19 protein-coding genes and 4 tRNA genes are annotated in these 15,696 nt (G+C 66.1%); 7 read left to right on the forward strand and 16 right to left on the reverse strand.

Translation table 11 applies throughout. The features are described 5' to 3' along the window. Positions 1-5 precede the first annotated feature (5 nt). Entirely contained in the window at positions 6-968 is a 963-nt protein-coding gene (locus tag AU187_RS07445) for a cation diffusion facilitator family transporter (protein ID WP_059098282.1), read from the forward strand. Here the strand turns inward: AU187_RS07445 and AU187_RS07450 are convergent. Beyond that, positions 952-1,395, reverse strand: a complete 444-nt coding sequence (locus AU187_RS07450; protein WP_059098283.1) for an SRPBCC family protein — start codon at positions 1,393-1,395, stop codon at positions 952-954. The genes AU187_RS07445 and AU187_RS07450 overlap by 17 nt on opposite strands. A gap of 31 nt (positions 1,396-1,426) precedes the next feature. Between AU187_RS07450 and AU187_RS07455 the strand changes: the two genes are divergently transcribed. Continuing rightward, complete coding sequence (locus tag AU187_RS07455; protein WP_059098284.1) at positions 1,427-1,879, forward strand: nuclear transport factor 2 family protein; 453 nt, start codon at positions 1,427-1,429, stop codon at positions 1,877-1,879. Positions 1,880-1,928: 49 nt separating this feature from the next. Further along, positions 1,929-2,114: a hypothetical protein gene (locus tag AU187_RS07460; protein ID WP_231740237.1), complete on the forward strand. Its 186-nt coding sequence runs from the start codon at positions 1,929-1,931 to the stop codon at positions 2,112-2,114. A gap of 1 nt (position 2,115) precedes the next feature. On the opposite strand, the gene AU187_RS07465 is transcribed toward AU187_RS07460, so the two are convergent. Genes AU187_RS07465 through AU187_RS07475 form a run of 3 tightly spaced genes read right to left on the reverse strand, consistent with a single transcriptional unit; the run spans position 2,116 to position 5,379 of the window. Continuing rightward, complete coding sequence (locus AU187_RS07465) at positions 2,116-3,096, reverse strand: NAD-dependent epimerase/dehydratase family protein (protein ID WP_059098286.1); 981 nt, start codon at positions 3,094-3,096, stop codon at positions 2,116-2,118. A 47-nt stretch (positions 3,097-3,143) separates the two neighbouring features. Next, the gene (locus tag AU187_RS07470) at positions 3,144-4,733 is read right to left on the reverse strand and encodes a phytoene desaturase family protein (RefSeq protein ID WP_059098287.1); all 1,590 of its coding nucleotides are present in this window, start codon (positions 4,731-4,733) and stop codon (positions 3,144-3,146) included. 52 nt (positions 4,734-4,785) lie between these two features. After that, entirely contained in the window at positions 4,786-5,379 is a 594-nt protein-coding gene (locus AU187_RS07475; RefSeq protein WP_059098467.1) for a TetR/AcrR family transcriptional regulator, read from the reverse strand. Between the two features lie 71 nt (positions 5,380-5,450). Here AU187_RS07475 and AU187_RS07480 point away from each other — a divergent pair, with 71 nt between their 5' ends. Continuing rightward, entirely contained in the window at positions 5,451-5,945 is a 495-nt protein-coding gene (locus tag AU187_RS07480; protein WP_059098288.1) for a DUF2834 domain-containing protein, read from the forward strand. Positions 5,946-5,992: 47 nt separating this feature from the next. After that, the gene (locus tag AU187_RS07485) at positions 5,993-6,781 is read left to right on the forward strand and encodes an MBL fold metallo-hydrolase (protein WP_059166488.1); all 789 of its coding nucleotides are present in this window, start codon (positions 5,993-5,995) and stop codon (positions 6,779-6,781) included. On the opposite strand, the gene AU187_RS07490 is transcribed toward AU187_RS07485, so the two are convergent. From AU187_RS07490 to AU187_RS07540, 11 genes are all read right to left on the reverse strand, one after another. Next, positions 6,778-7,623, reverse strand: a complete 846-nt coding sequence (locus AU187_RS07490; RefSeq protein ID WP_059166489.1) for an SDR family NAD(P)-dependent oxidoreductase — start codon at positions 7,621-7,623, stop codon at positions 6,778-6,780. The genes AU187_RS07485 and AU187_RS07490 overlap by 4 nt on opposite strands. Then, positions 7,620-8,504 carry an alpha/beta fold hydrolase gene (locus AU187_RS07495; RefSeq protein WP_286131876.1) on the reverse strand — a complete coding sequence of 295 codons (885 nt, stop codon included), beginning with the start codon at positions 8,502-8,504 and terminating at the stop codon, positions 7,620-7,622. The genes AU187_RS07490 and AU187_RS07495 overlap by 4 nt, the downstream gene beginning before the upstream one ends. Continuing rightward, the gene (locus tag AU187_RS07500) at positions 8,501-9,859 is read right to left on the reverse strand and encodes a cytochrome P450 (protein ID WP_059166490.1); all 1,359 of its coding nucleotides are present in this window, start codon (positions 9,857-9,859) and stop codon (positions 8,501-8,503) included. The genes AU187_RS07495 and AU187_RS07500 overlap by 4 nt, the downstream gene beginning before the upstream one ends. 105 nt (positions 9,860-9,964) lie before the next feature. Beyond that, a complete protein-coding gene (locus AU187_RS07505) occupies positions 9,965-11,461 on the reverse strand; it encodes a cytochrome P450 (protein WP_286131877.1) in 1,497 nt (498 codons plus the stop codon). 396 nt (positions 11,462-11,857) lie between these two features. After that, on the reverse strand, positions 11,858-12,127 hold the full coding sequence (locus tag AU187_RS07510) for a hypothetical protein (RefSeq protein WP_156442333.1): 270 nt from the start codon (positions 12,125-12,127) through the stop codon (positions 11,858-11,860). Positions 12,128-12,179: 52 nt separating this feature from the next. Next, positions 12,180-13,268 carry a hypothetical protein gene (locus AU187_RS07515; RefSeq protein WP_156442334.1) on the reverse strand — a complete coding sequence of 363 codons (1,089 nt, stop codon included), beginning with the start codon at positions 13,266-13,268 and terminating at the stop codon, positions 12,180-12,182. A 223-nt stretch (positions 13,269-13,491) separates the two neighbouring features. Beyond that, positions 13,492-13,797 (reverse strand): hypothetical protein, encoded by a 306-nt coding sequence (locus tag AU187_RS07520; protein ID WP_059166493.1) that lies wholly within the window; start codon positions 13,795-13,797, stop codon positions 13,492-13,494. After that, positions 13,794-14,069, reverse strand: a complete 276-nt coding sequence (locus tag AU187_RS07525) for a hypothetical protein (protein ID WP_059166494.1) — start codon at positions 14,067-14,069, stop codon at positions 13,794-13,796. Before AU187_RS07525 ends, AU187_RS07520 begins: the two co-directional genes overlap by 4 nt. 105 nt (positions 14,070-14,174) lie before the next feature. Next, a tRNA-Phe gene (locus AU187_RS07530) sits at positions 14,175-14,251 on the reverse strand. Positions 14,252-14,293: 42 nt separating this feature from the next. Then, positions 14,294-14,370, reverse strand: a tRNA-Asp gene (locus AU187_RS07535). A gap of 34 nt (positions 14,371-14,404) precedes the next feature. Continuing rightward, positions 14,405-14,477, reverse strand: a tRNA-Glu gene (locus tag AU187_RS07540). A gap of 120 nt (positions 14,478-14,597) precedes the next feature. On the opposite strand from AU187_RS07540, the gene AU187_RS07545 reads away from it, so the two are divergent. Continuing rightward, positions 14,598-14,673 (forward strand) — tRNA-Lys (locus AU187_RS07545). A 105-nt stretch (positions 14,674-14,778) separates the two neighbouring features. Here AU187_RS07545 and AU187_RS07550 read toward each other — a convergent pair. After that, entirely contained in the window at positions 14,779-15,138 is a 360-nt protein-coding gene (locus AU187_RS07550) for an Rv2640c family ArsR-like transcriptional regulator (RefSeq protein WP_059098294.1), read from the reverse strand. A 101-nt stretch (positions 15,139-15,239) separates the two neighbouring features. Between AU187_RS07550 and AU187_RS07555 the strand changes: the two genes are divergently transcribed. After that, positions 15,240-15,695 carry an ArsI/CadI family heavy metal resistance metalloenzyme gene (locus AU187_RS07555; RefSeq protein ID WP_059166495.1) on the forward strand — a complete coding sequence of 152 codons (456 nt, stop codon included), beginning with the start codon at positions 15,240-15,242 and terminating at the stop codon, positions 15,693-15,695. The last annotated feature ends 1 nt before the right edge of the window (position 15,696 follow it).

Genomic DNA, 15,696 nt, shown 5'->3' on the forward strand with positions numbered 1-15,696 from the left:
GTGGGATGACCGAAACCGACCAGCGCTCCGGCGAGAGCACGCTGACCGTCCTCGTCGCGTTCGGCGCCAACCTGGCGGTGGCCCTCGCCAAAACGGTGGCCGCCGTCCTGACGGGTTCGGCGTCGATGACCGCGGAGGCCGCCCACTCCTGGGCCGACGCCGGCAACCAGAGCTTGCTGGCCATCGCCAACCGAAGAAGCCGCCGACCGCCGGACGCCGACCGTCCGTTCGGCTACGGCCGGGAAGCGTACGTGTGGTCGTTGTTGGCGGCCGTCGGATTGTTCGTCGTCGGCGGTTCCCTTTCCGTCTGGCACGGCATCACCGAATTGCTGCGCGGCGAGACCGGACCCGAGAACTATCTCGTGGCCTACATCGTGCTGGCCGTCGCGTTCGGGCTCGAGTCGATGTCACTAGTCCAGGCCCTGCGACAACTGCGCACAGAAGCTCGTCGCTTCGAGCGCGATCTGCTCGACCACGTGCTCGAGACCTCGGATCCGACCACCCGCGCAGTGTTCGCCGAGGACACCGCAGCGTTGATCGGAATCATCCTCGCCGCGTTGGGAATTGGCCTGCATCAGCTCACCGGCAACGCCGCCTGGGACGCAGTCGGGTCAATCATGGTGGGGCTGCTGCTCGGGGTGATAGCGGTGGTGCTGATCGACCGCAACCGCCGCTTTCTGGTCGGCGAGCCCGCCGATCCGCGGGTGCGTGAGGCCGCGATCAGGCGCATCGAGCGATTACCCGAGGTCGCCGCGGTGCGCTTCGTGCGTCTGGTGTTCGTCGGGCCGAAGCAACTATTCCTGGTGGCAAGCGTCGATCTCGAAGGCGATGCGAGCGAATCACGGGTCTCCGAGACGCTTCGGCGCCTGGAGATGCAGCTGCAGGCCGACCCTTACATCGTCGACGCCGTGTTGACCATCGCCGAACCCGACGAGCTGGAAGCGTCGTCGGCTAGCGGTTCTTCTTGACCTTGAGCACCTGCTTGCGCAGGCCGTCGGTGGCAGCCTCCAAGCCGCCCTTCATCGCGCGCTTCAACACGAAACCGGGGATCGGCACCGCCGGGTCGACGGTGATCTCGAAGCGCACCTTGGTCTTGTCGCCGTCGGGCGTGAGTGTGTACGACGCGCTCTGGGTCTTGAGCTGAGTCGATTCCAGCAGCGTCCAGCTGGCCTTGTTCTCCGCCCAGGTGTACTGCACCACCTGCTCGTCGGAGATGCCCATGGTTTTCAGCTTGAGCCGCACCCGGCCCGGCCGGCCATCGGCGTCTCTGTCGAGCACTTCGGCGCCTTGGTGTTGGGACGACCAGTCCGGTGCGGACTCGACGTCGGCGATGACGTCGAGGATTTCGGCCGGGCTCGCCTCGATCACGACCTCACGGGAATCGCTGGTAGCCATGGCCTGACCCTAGCCCCGTTACGGTTGGCCTATGGAGCTTTGGGAGCTTTCCGCCCGCGAACACATCAGAGACACCCTCGCCCGATACAACTGGTCGGGAGATGCACTGCGCCTCACCGAGCTTGCCGCCGCGTTCTGCGACGACGGCATCCTCGAAGTGCGCGGCAGCGAACCGGCGCAAGGCCGCGATGCGATCGCCGAGTTCTTGGGCGGCGCGGTCGCGGCGCCGAAAGCGGCGGCGTCGCAGTCGAACGTCAAACGCATCGTGCGGCACAACGTGACCAACATCCGGTTCACCGACGTGACGCCGCAAGAGGCGCATGTCGCATGCTATTTCACGGTGTTCACCGAGATCGGCCTGGACCACTACGGCCGCTACCGCGACGTGTTCGTCCCCGTCGACTCGGTGGACGGGGACTGGCTGATCCGCCACCGGTTCGTCTCGACCGACTGGAGCGCGCCGAACTCGACGATGGCGCGTTAGGGGGAGAAAAGCGGCGACTGAAATCCGGCTCGATGGGTACCCGATGCCGGTGAGCGACTACAAGAAAGACAATCCCGACACCACCGATACCGACGCAGGCCCGTCGAAGGCCGACGACGACGTGCAGAGCGATCCGGCTCGTGGCACCGACGGCACCGAGGAGGGCGTGGACTGGTCGGATGAGGGCGGCGCGACGCCGAGCGGTCCCGCCGACACCGGCGACCCGACACAGTGATTCAGCGCGAGTCGGCCAGCTGCGACAGTGTCTCGGCGGCAGTGTGTTTCGGCTGCCAGCCAAGTTGAGTCTTCGCCTTGGTCGTGTCCATGACGACCGATGTGCGTCCGACGTGTAGCCACTCGAGCATCGACGGGACGAACGGCAGCCGCGCGATGATCTCCGACGCGACGGTCGCCGAGACCTTCGGCACCCGCACCGGACGAGCCCCGAGCTTGCCCGTGACGTCGGACATCGACACCAAACCGTCACCGGCGATGTTGTACGCGCCGGGCGGCGCGGATGTCGTGGCGGCCAACGCTATTGCGGTCGCCACGTCGTCGTGATGCACCAACTGCAGCGGTATGCCGGGGTCGGGGACCGGCGGTTTCAACAGCGGCAGCCCACGCGTGATGCCCTTGACCGGTCCGGGCAGTTTGTTCCACGGCATGGCGTCGGCCAGCGCGGGCGCCTTCGGCCCGGCGACGATGCATGGCCGCAGCACATAGACCTCCAGCGGTGTGCCGTCGGTGACCTCGGCCAGCGTGGCCTCACATGCGGCCTTCTGTTGTGAGTAGTAGTGCTCGGGTGACCCTCGCGGCGGGACACTTTCGGTGATCGGCACGGGGTTGTCGGAGTGGTAGCCGTACGCTGCGACCGACGAGGTGTACACCAGTCGGCGCGGGCGCGCCGCGGCCACCGTCGCCTCGAAGACGTTTCGGGTGCCCTGCAGATTCACCCGAGCACTCTCCTCCCGCGAGCCCATGATGATGAAGGCCAGATGGACCACCACGTCGGCGCGGGCGACCAGTGAGTCGACCGCGTCCCGGTCGAGGATGTCGCCTTGCTGATACGTGGTCTTCGACCAACCGTTGTCGGCCGGGTCGAAAGGCCTGCGCGCCATGCCGACGATCTCGTCGACCTCGGCCACACCCTCGAGTGCCTCCACGGCCGACTTGCCGATCTCGCCGGTGGGCCCGGTGACAGCCACGGTCAATCCCATGGACGAGGCATTCCCGGCACCGCCGTATCGGAAACGAACGACCGGCGTCAGGACATGTCGGCCAGCACCTGCTTGGCCGCGTTGTACCCGGGAACGAACGTGATACCCGGCCCGCCGTGGCAACCCGCGCTGGCCAGGTAGAGCCCGTCGATCGGAATCGGTTGATCCAAATAGCCTTTGGGCCCCGGCCGGTTCGGGCCCATCTGTTCGGGGTGGATCAGTCCGTGGCAGTAGTCGCCGCCGGGAGCGCCGAACATGGTGCCCATGTGCTTGGGGGTGAACGTCGTGTGCTTCGTGATCAGACTTTCGAAGTTGGGCGCCAGCCTGGTGATCTTGTCGATCACCCGTTGCCCCATCTCCGCCTTCATCGCGCCGTAGCTCGACGGGCCGTCCTCTCCGGCGTCTGCGCTCCTCGCGTCCGCGGGCGGAAACCACAGCGAGAATGCCGACGCCGCATGCTTGCCCGGCGGCGCGAGGCCGGGGTCGTTGACCGACGGAATCTGTAGCGCGATGGCCGGGTCGGCGGGCACGACGCCGCGCCTGCAGTCCTCCCACTGTTGCTGAAGCTCCTCAGGTGTGCTGAAGATCCCGATGTTGGACTGCATCGCCGGGTCGTTGAGCAGTTCATAGGGTGCTGCGAACTCGGGGACGCCGTCGAGCGCGAAGTGCATCTGTAGATAGCTACCGCGATGGTCCAGCCGGGCGAACCGGTCGCGCACGTCCGCAGGCATCGCGGCCGGATCGACGAGGTGGTTGACGGTGAGATCCGGTGCGATCCCAGAGACGACGATCGGCGCGGTCAGCGTCGTGCCGTCCTCGAGGCGCACGCCGGTCACGCGGCCGGCGACGACGGTGACCTCCACGACCTTGCTGCGTAGCCGCAGTTCGCCCCCGCCGGCTATGAACACATCGCACAGGTGCGACGTGAGCGCGCCGATCCCGCCGCGCAGCTTCTTGACCAGCAGCGCGTTCTCGTCGGGAACGGCGAAGCCGTAGGCGAGCGCTGCGGCGGTACCCGGTGTGGCGGGTCCGCGGTACGTGGTGTTGCACGCCAGCAGCGCCAGCATGCCGCGCAACGCGCCGAACTTCTCCTTGTCCGGCAGGTAGCGGTCGAGCACATCGGTGACCGATCCGAACAGCAGGTCGGTGATCGCCGACCGTTCGAATTCGTTTGTGGCGCAGGCATACATCTCGTCGAGCGTCTTCGGTGGCTGACCCGCGTCGAATCGGCCCAACGCCCGGGTGGGCGCCTGACACCACGCCATCAGACCGGCCATTCCGTTGACGGCTTCGGCGCCGTGCACCTCGTTGAGGTGCGTCAGCAGCTTCATCGGGTCGGTGTAGTAGACCAGCGGTTCGTCACCGACCCCGCGCAGCGACACCGACATCACGTCGAGGTCGACGGTCGGCAACTCGTCGAGCCCGAGTTCCCGGCTGACCACCGCCGACGTCGGGATCTGCACCGAGCCGGCGATCTCGAATCTGAACCCGTCGAACAACTCCACCGTGGAGGCCATCCCACCGGCGTACAGCTTGGTGTCCAGGCAGAGGGTGCGCAATCCCTGCTTCTGAAGCAGTGTGGCCGCGGTCAACCCGTTGTGCCCCGCGCCGATGACGATCGCGTCGAAGTCGCTCATCGGCCGAGGCTGACACGCCATGCAATGTTTTGTCAATGATGACAAAACATTGTCAGTCGATTCCGTCGGCCACGACCCTCAGCGCTTCTCCGGTGAGCCGCGACAACTCGGGCAGGGACCGCTCCTGCCCGAGCATCCACACCTCCATCGCCCCGAAAACCGCGGCGGCGATGCACCGCGCGGTCACGGTGATCCGCATTCGCTCATCGGCGGAGACGGTTGGTGGACCGGCCTCGCTCAGATGCTCCTCGATCGCCCGGGCGAAGTCGGCCTCGACCTGGCGCATGTGCCGCACGACCCGGCCCGGTTCGAGTTCCTGCGCGCGCAACGCGGCGGTCTGCGCGACGGCCCAGTCGTCGTACGGGCGTGCCATGATCGCGGACTGGACGGACTCGACGATGGACTCGTCCGGGTTCCGCGCCGCCAGTGCCGCCCGGAACCACTCCAACCCCGCGTAGTCCGCGAACAGCAGATCGTGCTTGGACGCGAAGTGCCGGTAGAACGTCCGCAGCGAGACGCCGGCGTCGGCAGCGATCTGTTCGGCCGAGGTCTCCTCGACGCCCTGGGCCAGGAACCGGACCACCGCCGCCCTTCGCAGCGCGTCGCGCGTGCGTTCACTGCGTGCGGTGTGGGCCGGCCGTGGCATGTGCATGAAGGTACCCGACCCAAGTTATGTCACGATTGACAAAACTTCAGCGGGTGGCCAGACTCCCCGCTATGGTCTCGCTGATCGTTCACCTCCTCCTCGGGTTCGCGACGCTCGCCGTGATCGTCAAGGCGAATCCGGCGATCTTCGCGCGCTACTCCTCGGGCCCGCAGGTCACCAAGCTCGAGTTGTTCTACTACGTCGCAGGCATCGCCTCGGTGCTGCTCGGCTACTACTTCAACAACCAGTTCGTGGCCGAATACGCGCCACCGGGTGGGCTGCACAACTTCATCTGGGGCCCCGGCAGTTGGTCGGAGTTCATCGCGCTGGGCTACGACAACCCGGCCGCCGGCTCGGCGAGCCAGGACTACACGATCATGAGCCTGCTGCTCTTCCCGGCGTGGTTGCTGGTCGACGGCCGCAGGCGCGGAATCAAACATGCCTGGCTGTATCTCGGCTTCATCCTGTTCGCCAGTTCGGCGTTCGCCTGGGCGTTCTACCTGGCCACGATCGAGCGGCAACGCCGGCATCAGCAGTCGGCGGCGGAGGTCAAGTCGACCGCCTGACGCCGCTTCCGGCCGTACAGTGCGGAGATGATCACCGGCGGCGCGCCGTGAAGGTGCACCACCTCAACTGTGGATCGATGCGACCGCCGAGCGTGCATCGCCTGGTGTGCCATGTGCTGCTCGTCGAGACCGACAACGGTCTGGTACTCGTCGACAGCGGCTACGGCCTGCGCGACTGCGACGCTCCGGCGCCGCGCACCGGCCCGATCCGCCGCATCACCCGACCGGTCTTCGACCGCGACGAGAGCGCCGTTCGACAGGTGCAACGGTTGGGCTTTCGCCGCGACGATGTGCGACACATCGTCGTCACCCACTTCGACGCCGACCACATTGGCGGCATCGCGGACTTTCCGGACGCCGAAATTCATTGCACCGCAGCAGAAGCGCTCGGCGCGATGCAAGCGCCCACGCGGGCGGAGAAGTTCAGGTTCCGGCCCGCGCAGTGGGCGCACGGACCCAAGATCGTCGCACACGATCCCGACGGCGAGCCGTGGCGCGGCTTCGCCGCCGCCAAGGAGCTGACCGAAATCTCGGCGGGCCTTGTGCTGGTCTCGCTGCCTGGGCATACCCGTGGCCACGCCTGTGTCGCCGTCGATGCCGGCAGCCGCTGGCTGCTGCACTGCGGGGACGCGTTCTACCACCCCAGTACCATCGGGGGCGAAGGTCGAATTCCCTGGCTGTTAGGAGCTTTCGAGGAGTTCGCGGCGTTCGACCGCAAACAGGTCCGCGACAACCACGCCCGGCTCACCGAGCTGTACGGCCGCAACGAGCCCGACCTGTTCCTGATCTGTTCGCACGATCCGGGCCTGTTGGACCTCGCGGTCCGGACCGCCTAGCGGCTCGAGCGCTTGCGCAGGAACGCCTCGAGGCCGCCGAGCGCGTCGTAGTAGCGGGTCGGCGCAATACGCCCGAGCGCGTCGAACAGGTAGGCGTCGGGGCCGACGAGGATGCGGGCCTTGCCTGCCTCCACGCCGCGGTGAATGATCGCCGCCGCCTTGTCCGGTTGTGTCATCGTGATCGAGGCGAACTCCTGGGCCATCTGTTCCTGGGTGCGGCCGCGACCGTCGGGATCCTGCCGGTACCGAGCGTTGCGCACGATGTTGGTGTTGATGCCGCCGGGATGTACGTTGACCGCCGAAACCCCGGTGCCACGCAACTCCTGGCGAAGCGAGTCGGTGAACCCGCGGACCGCGAATTTGGCCGCACAGTAGGCACTTTGCGTCGGCATGCCGACGAGACCGAACACGCTCGAGGTGTTGACGACAACGCCTTCGTCCTGTTCGACGAGGATCGGCAGGAACGCCCTGGTGCCGTTGACCACACCACCGAAGTTGATGTCCCACAGCCACTGATCGTCTTCCGGCACTGCGTCCAGCACTTTCGACGCCACCGCGACGCCCGCGTTGTTGAACACCGCGCCGATCGGCTGCGGCGCCCACTCACGCACCTCGGCGGCGAAGTCGCGCTGCGCGTCGGCGTCGCGCACGTCGAGCACCCGCAGCAGGGCCGGACCGCGCAGCGACGCCTCTGTCTCCTTGAGCCCGCGCTCGTCGACGTCGGCGATGGCCACCGGGCAGCTGTACGACGAAAGACGTTGTGCCAGTGCACGACCGATGCCTGATGCGGCGCCGGAGATTACCGCGGTGCGGCCGCTTATCGTCCTGCGCTGCTTGCTCATGCTGACTCCTTGACGGTGATGTGGTCGATGATGAGGTCAATGACGCGGTCCCACGCACCGGTGGGCAGGTCATGGCCGAGGCCTTGGATGGTTTCCAATCGAGCGCCCGGGATCGCGCGCGCGGTCGCCGCGCCGCCGGTCGGGTGCACCATGCGGTCCCGGTCGCCGTGGATGACCAGGGTGGGCACGTCGATGTGGGCCAGTTCGGCGGTTCGGTCGCCGGAGGCGAAGATGCCCGCGAGTTGGCGCACGATGCCGCCGTTGGTCGGGTCGCGGTCCCAGGCGATCGCCGCGGCTTCGCGGACCGCGCGCTCGTCGTACGGGTAGCCATGAGAGCCGATATGGCGGAACATGTTCGCCGCACGGTCCATCGCCTCGGCGCGCGTGCGCGGTGGCCGGGCCGTCAACATGCGCCGCCAGGTCGACCACGCGGGCCTGCCGAGACGGGACGCACCCGTGGTCGACATGATCGAGGTCAGCGTGCGGACACGGCCGGGGTGATGCGCGGCGACGGTCTGAGCGATCATGCCGCCCATCGAAATTCCGACCAAATGCGCGTCTTGGTAGCCGAGCGCGTCCATCAGCCCGATGGTGTCGCGTGCCATGTCGCCCAGGTGGTAGGAGTTGCGGCCGCGGAACATCGCGACGGAGTTCGGCGGCCGGTGGGTCATGTGGGTGGACCGGCCCGCGTCGCGGTTGTCGAAGCGTGTCACGCAGAACCCACGGGCGGCCAGTGCGGTGACGAAATCGTCCGGCCAGGAATGCAACTGCTGGCCGAGACCGGCGATCAGCAGCAATGGTGCGTCTGTCGGATTGCCGATCTGCTGATAGCACAGCTCGATGCCGCGGCCGACGTCGACGACCGTCTCTTGCCCGATCACGCCGACACCCGCTGTTCATCGCTCTTCGAAGTCATCCGGGTCGCCGTCGGCCGCCGGAACACGACGGCGCGGCCACCGCGGGCAGGCGCGGTGGCGACCCCGCGTGAGCGCCGACGCTCCCCCGGTTCATATGTCGTGCCGAACTCAAACTCGCGCAACAGGGTTCGCAGTGTGACGTTCATTTCCATGTTCGCGAACGCGGCACCGATACAACGGCGGATGCCCCCGCCGTAGGGAATCCAGGTGTGGGTGTCGGGGTTGGCCCCGAGGAACCGGTCCGGGTTGAACACGGCGGGATCGGTGAAGTTCTGCGGGGACTCGTGAGCCATCCCGATGCTGGCGATGACGGTGTGGCCCTTGGGAACCACCCACTCGCCCAGCCGAAGCCGATCACGGGTGACCCTGATCGTCGCCTCGACGACGGGTCTCGTCCGCTGCACCTCCCACACCGTGGCCTGGGTCAACTCGGTGCCCCCGGCGTCGACTTCGGCGGTCAGCCGCGACAGCAGCCTTGGATGTCGGCGCAGCCGTTCGACCGTCCACGCCAGCGTGGTCGCGGTCGTCTCGTGCCCGGCGGCCAGCAGCGTGAGCAGTTCGTCGGCGACGTGACCGTCGGAGATCGGCGAACCGTCCTCGTAGCGAGCCTGCAACAGCAGGGCGAGGATGTCGGTGCGGTGTTCGAATCCGGGGTCGGCGCGCGCCTCGGAGATGAGCGTCGCGATGATCTCGTCGTAGCGCCGCCGAGCGCGCTGCACCCGGCCCCACGGACTCCACGGCCCGACATCGCGCCGCAGCGCCTTGGGTAGCAGGGCCATTCGGGACGCCAGCGGCACCATCGGCGGCAGCAGTTCGCGCAGCTCGTCGAGAGCGCCGCCCTCGGCCCCGAAGACCGTGCGCAGGATCGCGTTGAGCGTGATGCGCATCATCGGCTCCAACGTCTCGAACTCGCGCCCTTCGGGCCATGTGGCGATCTCGCGCATCACCTCTTCCTCGACGATCGCCTCGTAACCGACCATCCGCTTGCCGTGGAACGGGGGCACCAGCAGTTTTCGCCGTTCGCGATGCTCGTCGCCGTCGAGGCTGAACGTCGACCCCGGTCCCAGCACCTGGCCGAGGTTGGATGCCCTGGCAACCAGGTCACTGTTCGAGGTGAACAGTTCCTTGATGAGGCTTCGCTCGCTGATCACGAGTGCGGGCCCAAAGACCGGCAGTTCGACGCTGAAGGCACCACCGTACTTGCGGCCGAGCGCCACGATCGCCCTGTGCCGGGCGGTCAGGAATGCCAGTCCGACCGCCGCCTTGGGGAGCCGGGGCCCGGGCGGGAGCCGCACGGGGTCCGTCGTCGCTTCGGCCATGAGCCGCCTTCCTCCTGCGCGGTGGTACACCAAGGTACCGATGTACGGTACGTGGTGGTACCGGAGAAGACAAGGGGGCGGCTCCCCGTAGCGCCCGGCGCGGCGTCACCCCCTGGCGGGGCGCAAGTCCGAGTGCGCCCGCGGCCGAAGTGACATCATCAGGGGCCCGTCCGGACCGCCGGTGAAGGTGAGTTCGCGGCGCAGTCGCTGGCCGGGGACGAGATCGAGCTCGAATCGCTGCGCCAAAGTCGCCACCAAGAGGTTCGCCTCCAGGGTGGCGAAGCCCGAGGCGACGCACATCCGCTTGCCGGCGCCGAACGGGATGTGAGCGCGACGCTGGTGCGGGTCGAGGTTCTCTTTCAAGAAGCGCTCCGGGTGGAAGTTCTGCGGGTCCTCCCATACCCGGCCGTTGTGGTGCACGCCGTGGATGAGGATCGCGACGTTGGTGCCGCGCTTGATCGGGTAGTCGCCGAGGACGTCGTCGGACTTGGCCACCCTGCCCAGCCCCATGATCGGCGGATACCTGCGCATTGCCTCTGCGACCACCGCCTGGGTCCACGGCAAGTTGTCGACATCGTCGGCGGTGGACTCGCGGCCGGCGAGTACCTCGTCGAGCTCACGGCCGAGCCGGGTTCGCGCCTGCGGGTTCTGAGACAGCAGATACCAGGTCCACGCCAGGGCGGCCGCAGTGGTTTCGAAGCCCGCGCCGAGGAACGTCATCAGCTCGTCGCGGATCTCCACATCGCTGTAGCGGTAACCCGTTTCGGGGTCCTCGGCGGCAATCAGCAGGGCCAGCAGATTGTCGGTGCGGTCGATGCGTCCACTGCGATACTCGGCGATCAGTCCGTCGATGAACCGCTCGATGCGGCGCAGCCCGCGCATGGTGCGTGGAGCGGTGACCGAGGCGCCGACGCGTAGCGCCTTGATGGCCAGCCGCGGTGAGCCCACGCGGTCGCTGAGCTGGCGCCACGGCCGCGCCGCTGCGCCGATGAACCCGTAGCCGAAAAGCGTGAGCAGCCTGGAGAAGTCGATCCGCATTTGTTCGGCGAGCCGACCGCTCAGCTCGATGCCGAACATGGTGCGGGCGATGACGTCCATGGTGATGTAGTTCATCTCGGCCGCAATGTCGAGGGGCTGGCCAGTGGCGGCATGGCGATGCCACCGCTCGGCGGCGGCCACTGCCGCGGCGGTCATCTGTGGGGCGAGAGTGTCAACCTGTCGCTTCGCGAAGATCGGCTGCACCAATCGGCGATTGCGTTGCCACTGCTCATCATTGAGGTCGGTGACTAGGCCACGGCCGAAAGCCACTGCGAGAAGATCGTATTCGGCGTTCTTCGCGTAGTTGTCCTGATTGGAGACCAGGACGTGGCGGGCGATGTCTGGATTCCGGACGACGACGAACTTGGCCAGCGGCGCTCGAGCCACCACGATGTCGTCCTGGCCCGGCAGCTGCGAGGCGTAGTCGAAGATGGTGTGGCGGTATCCCGCCCACAGCCCCTTGAACGTTAGCTGCCAGGACCTGAGCCAGCCGATCTGCGTGTGCTGCCAGCGGACGAAGGTGGGGGCCCAGCTCGGCGGATGAAGTTCTGCGTTGACGCCCACGAACTTATACAGTACCGCCGGTACTGCATAAGTTCTAGACCCTGCCGCTCTCGATTGCGGCGGCGTGCTGGCGAAGCTTGATCCATGTGCCGTAACCGACGCCGATCTTCCATCCGCCACGGCGGGCTGTGCTATTGGTCGCAGAGTCGGTTAGTTTCAGTGCTGCGGCCTTTCAGGTCTTTGCGAACCGCCGCACAAATGGCATCGCCACTTCGCTGGTAACACCGCCTCTTACAGTCTCGCGCAAGTTGACGTGTGTCGTGGAAAGCGTCGTCTGAACCGCTACACAGCCCGCAGCCACGTGCACACGCAGCTCTAGCGGCACATCATCGAGTTCGTTGACGGCCAGCACCGCCGTCGCCGCAGGTATTTTATGACATTCGATGGTGTGACGAACTACGCCGTTGTCGCTTGATTATGCCTGTGCTGGGAATTTGCGAGTTTAAGCAACTCGGTGAAGCCCGGTTGAAGAGACATCCGTAAATTAGAATCCATGCCTTCCAGGTACCGCGGAAAGTCATCAACGATCGCCGCCACGATCAGGTCCTGTGAAGGATCGCGCAAATCCAACATCATTACATTATTGTCTCGCAACTCTTCAATGTAGGACCTGGCATGGCCTTCGGGGAGTTGGTCAACCAAGAAATCAAACAAAAGTCGCGTCATCGATGAGCTCCAGGACCAGTCATCCTCAATAAATCGGACGAATCCGCTCAATTCACTGTCCTCCTATAACGATAATGTTGGGATTATTCAGGCTTCGCACAAACTCTCTTACCGTTTCTTGCTGCGCGGCGGTGAACCTAGAAACATCTACGGGAACTATCTCGGCTTTGAGGTCTGCGTGGCGGATTATTTGATCTTGCAAGTTCGACCACTGAGCGTCAAAGAACTTCGAGGGGAAGTTTCCGACCGCGTCGTATGTCCTTCCGCTGGCGTCAACCCAGTCGTGGGAGGCACCCGCTTCAGCTCGCGAAAGGTTGACGCCCAGTTCATGTTCAATTCTGAGGCCGGTCTCGGCTTCGCTTGCCACAAACGACCCACCTCTGGCTGGGTCGGCTCCCAAGGCCAGGGCGTGGTCGGTAGTCAGGTCGAACGTGGGCGTCTCGACATGAGTATGCGGTGCAGGAGACGTGTCGACCGGCCCATGACTGCCAGAGGGTGCGTCGCCGTGGCTGTGCGGCGTAGGCGGCGGATCGACGTCGACGTGGGCCGTGGGGACGTCATCGACGTGACGGGATGCCCCGCCGAGGGCGTCGAGTCCGTGTTCGATGCCTTCGCCGAGGATTTTGCCGCCGGGTATGGGAGCCATGCCGGCAGCGTCGGCGATGGCTTGGGCTCGCTCGGCGCCAGAGGCCTCGTCCCAGTTGGTGGCGACGTCGTACATGTTGCCCACGTCGGGCATCGTCAGATCCCAGATGGTCTTCGAGGTGTCCTTCATGCCCTCGGCAAACGCCCCGGTCGCTCGCTCGAGGACCGGCGGTTCCGGCGGGAACGCTTGCACGTCAGCGTTTTCCGGAAGCGGCGGGATCGGCACGGCCTGGCCACCTAGTTCGCTCCGGGCCTGGGTGAGTTCTTCGAGGATCGCCGTCTGTTCGGTCAGCTCTCCGCGGGCGTCGAACACCGCTTGGCTCAGGGGGTCCGTGACGTCCCGTCCTGGACCCGCCCCCGCGCCCTGCGAGTAGGTCTGTCCGGCACCGGCGTCCAACTCGGCTTGCGCAGCGTCGAGGGCCTCGCGGGCAGCATCGACTCGGGCGGCTTGTCGATCGACCACCGACGGGTCGGCCTCCACGATCGGCGCGGTCAACGGGGATTTGGTGTAGCGCCCATCCTGGCCGTCCCCTTTGCCGTTTCCGGCGTGTTGGTTGAGGATCTGATCCAGTGCGCTCCGCGGCGGCTGCTGGCTGAGCGCCGGCGGAAGGCCACTGGGCTCACGGTCGCCGGTTTTACCGGGCGCGGCTTCTTCCGGATTCAACAGGTCTTCGAGTGTGCCCCCAACGTCGCTCGTGTCAGAAGGCTTGCCATCGGGCTCAGCCTCTGGTTCCTTCGCCGCATCTTCGACGGACTTGGGCGGCGGCCTCATCCTGAACGGCCGTGTGCCGGCGCACCACCGCGGTGTCGGTGGCAACCCGATTCAGCGCGGCGTCCTTCGCGTCACCCTCCCAGGTTGTTCCGCCGGGAGCGACGATGTTCTGTCGGTGCTGCTCGAACGACGTGACGGACTGGTTGCCCGACGTCCGCAGCCGGACCGCCGCGTTGTCAAGGTGCTCGGTCGGCCAGTTCTCGATATCCGACCGGCTGGGCAGCACGACGGCCCCGGTAGGAGCAGCGCTCACACAGTCACCGTGATGGTGTCCGCGGCGTCGGAATCCGTGGCTTCGTACCGAGCGCTGCCTACCGAGAGGTCATTGGCCTGTCCGGTGATGCGGTGGGACTGGCGGGTGCGGACGGACTGGACTGCGGCAAGAACGGCGGCCACGCCCACCTGACTTGGGTAGGTGCCAGACGCACCATCGGTGGTTCCAGGGGTCAGCGCCGCGGCGACAGCCTCACTGCGGCCGGCGGCGGTCCGCAACCCGGCCGCGTCGACTTCAAGTTCGTTTGCCATGCCAATCCCCAAACGGCCCACAAAGCTGATGACGACGCTACCGGACGATTTGCACCGCCATCGACACGAGTTTTCGAGGAGGCGTGTGCGTGCGCAGGTCGAACGTGGTGGCCAGGGCCGGGATCGAACCGGCGACCTTCCGCTTTTCAGGCGGACGCTCGTACCAACTGAGCTACCTGGCCGGAAGGCACCGGTCGTGCACAACCCCAGATGCCTCGCCGTAATGGCGACCCTGACGGGACTTGAACCCGCGACCTCCGCCGTGACAGGGCGGCGCGCTAACCAACTGCGCCACAGGGCCTTGCTGTGCGTCCCATCGTACGGGCCGTCACGTGTACCCCCTACGGGATTCGAACCCGCGCTACCGCCTTGAAAGGGCGGCGTCCTAGGCCGCTAGACGAAGGGGGCCAGCCGAATCTCTCCGGGGTACTCGCAACGTGATGACGTTGGGAGCCTCGATAGCTTAGGGTACCGGCTCCCCAATCCTCAAACGAGCCGCCCACAGGTACCCAGTATCCTGTCCTTCGCGCCCCTATAGCTCAGTTGGTAGAGCTACGGACTTTTAATCCGCAGGTCCTAGGTTCGAGTCCTAGTGGGGGCACCACATACGTTGCACCACAGCGTGACCGCCGCCGCGAGTGCACACTTGCGTACACGCCTTCTCGGCGTTTCGCGTACGTAACCGTGCGCTCGGCGTTCGTGGTCGGCGCTATGTACAACACGTCGGATCCAGCACAGCGCACAGCGCAACGAGGGCGTCGCGGTGCGCCCGGTGGTAGACGTTCATGCCCCGACGCTCTGACTCGACGAGCCCAGCCCGCCGAAGCTGGCTGATGTGATGACTCACCGTCGACTCGGTCAAGCCCAGAACAGTGGCGAGCTCGCTGCTGTTCTCTTCGCCGGAAGCCGAGCTGAACAGATACGACATGATCTTGACCCGGGCCGGATCGCCGAGGGCCTTGAGCCGCAGCGCGACGTGCAGCGCATCGTCGTCGCTTATCGGGCCGGCCGCCACGGGCGCGCAGCACACCGGGGCGGACATGTCGATCACTGGCAGTGCCTTGGGCATGCAACCATCCTGCCACAGGGTATTGACATATATCGAAAAGGTGCACATGCTGGCTGCAGACGCTATTTCGATATATGTCTCACAGGTACGGAGGAAGCATCATGTCCCGCGTCCAGCTCGCTCTCAACGTTGACGACCTCGACGAGGCCGTCGCCTTCTACTCGAAGTTGTTCGACACCGCACCCGCCAAGGTCAAGGACGGCTACGCCAACTTCGCCGTCGCGGAACCGCCCCTGAAACTCGTCCTGCTGCAGAACCCCGGCAAGGGCGGCACCATCAATCACCTCGGCGTCGAGGTCGAGTCCAGCGACACCGTGCATGCCGAGATTGCCCGACTGACCGACGAGGGCCTCTTCACCGACGAGGAGATCGGCACCACCTGTTGCTTCGCCAAGCAGGACAAGGTGTGGGTCACCGGTCCGGCCGGCGAGAAGTGGGAGATCTACACGGTTCTCGCCGACTCCGACACGTTCGGCACCAGCCCACAGCGCGCCGATGGCGATGAGGAGACCATCTGCTGTGGAGGTGCAGCATCCGACCACGCCGCCTGCTGCTGAC

Source organism: Mycobacterium sp. IS-1556, from assembly GCF_001499985.1.
Lineage (GTDB): Bacteria > Actinomycetota > Actinomycetes > Mycobacteriales > Mycobacteriaceae > Mycobacterium.

Bases quoted from the DNA above. Each gene is read 5' to 3' on its own strand.
- AU187_RS07445 (WP_059098282.1), top strand. From the start codon at position 6: ATGACCGAAACCGACCAGCGCTCCGGCGAGAGCACGCTGACCGTCCTC.
- AU187_RS07450 (WP_059098283.1), bottom strand. From the start codon at position 1,395: ATGGCTACCAGCGATTCCCGTGAGGTCGTGATCGAGGCGAGCCCGGCC.
- AU187_RS07455 (WP_059098284.1), top strand. From the start codon at position 1,427: ATGGAGCTTTGGGAGCTTTCCGCCCGCGAACACATCAGAGACACCCTC.
- AU187_RS07465 (WP_059098286.1), bottom strand. From the start codon at position 3,096: ATGGGATTGACCGTGGCTGTCACCGGGCCCACCGGCGAGATCGGCAAG.
- AU187_RS07470 (WP_059098287.1), bottom strand. From the start codon at position 4,733: ATGAGCGACTTCGACGCGATCGTCATCGGCGCGGGGCACAACGGGTTG.
- AU187_RS07475 (WP_059098467.1), bottom strand. From the start codon at position 5,379: ATGCCACGGCCGGCCCACACCGCACGCAGTGAACGCACGCGCGACGCG.
- AU187_RS07480 (WP_059098288.1), top strand. From the start codon at position 5,451: ATGGTCTCGCTGATCGTTCACCTCCTCCTCGGGTTCGCGACGCTCGCC.
- AU187_RS07490 (WP_059166489.1), bottom strand. From the start codon at position 7,623: ATGAGCAAGCAGCGCAGGACGATAAGCGGCCGCACCGCGGTAATCTCC.
- AU187_RS07500 (WP_059166490.1), bottom strand. From the start codon at position 9,859: ATGGCCGAAGCGACGACGGACCCCGTGCGGCTCCCGCCCGGGCCCCGG.
- AU187_RS07510 (WP_156442333.1), bottom strand. From the start codon at position 12,127: ATGACGCGACTTTTGTTTGATTTCTTGGTTGACCAACTCCCCGAAGGC.
- AU187_RS07525 (WP_059166494.1), bottom strand. From the start codon at position 14,069: ATGGCAAACGAACTTGAAGTCGACGCGGCCGGGTTGCGGACCGCCGCC.
- AU187_RS07550 (WP_059098294.1), bottom strand. From the start codon at position 15,138: ATGCCCAAGGCACTGCCAGTGATCGACATGTCCGCCCCGGTGTGCTGC.
- AU187_RS07555 (WP_059166495.1), top strand. From the start codon at position 15,240: ATGTCCCGCGTCCAGCTCGCTCTCAACGTTGACGACCTCGACGAGGCC.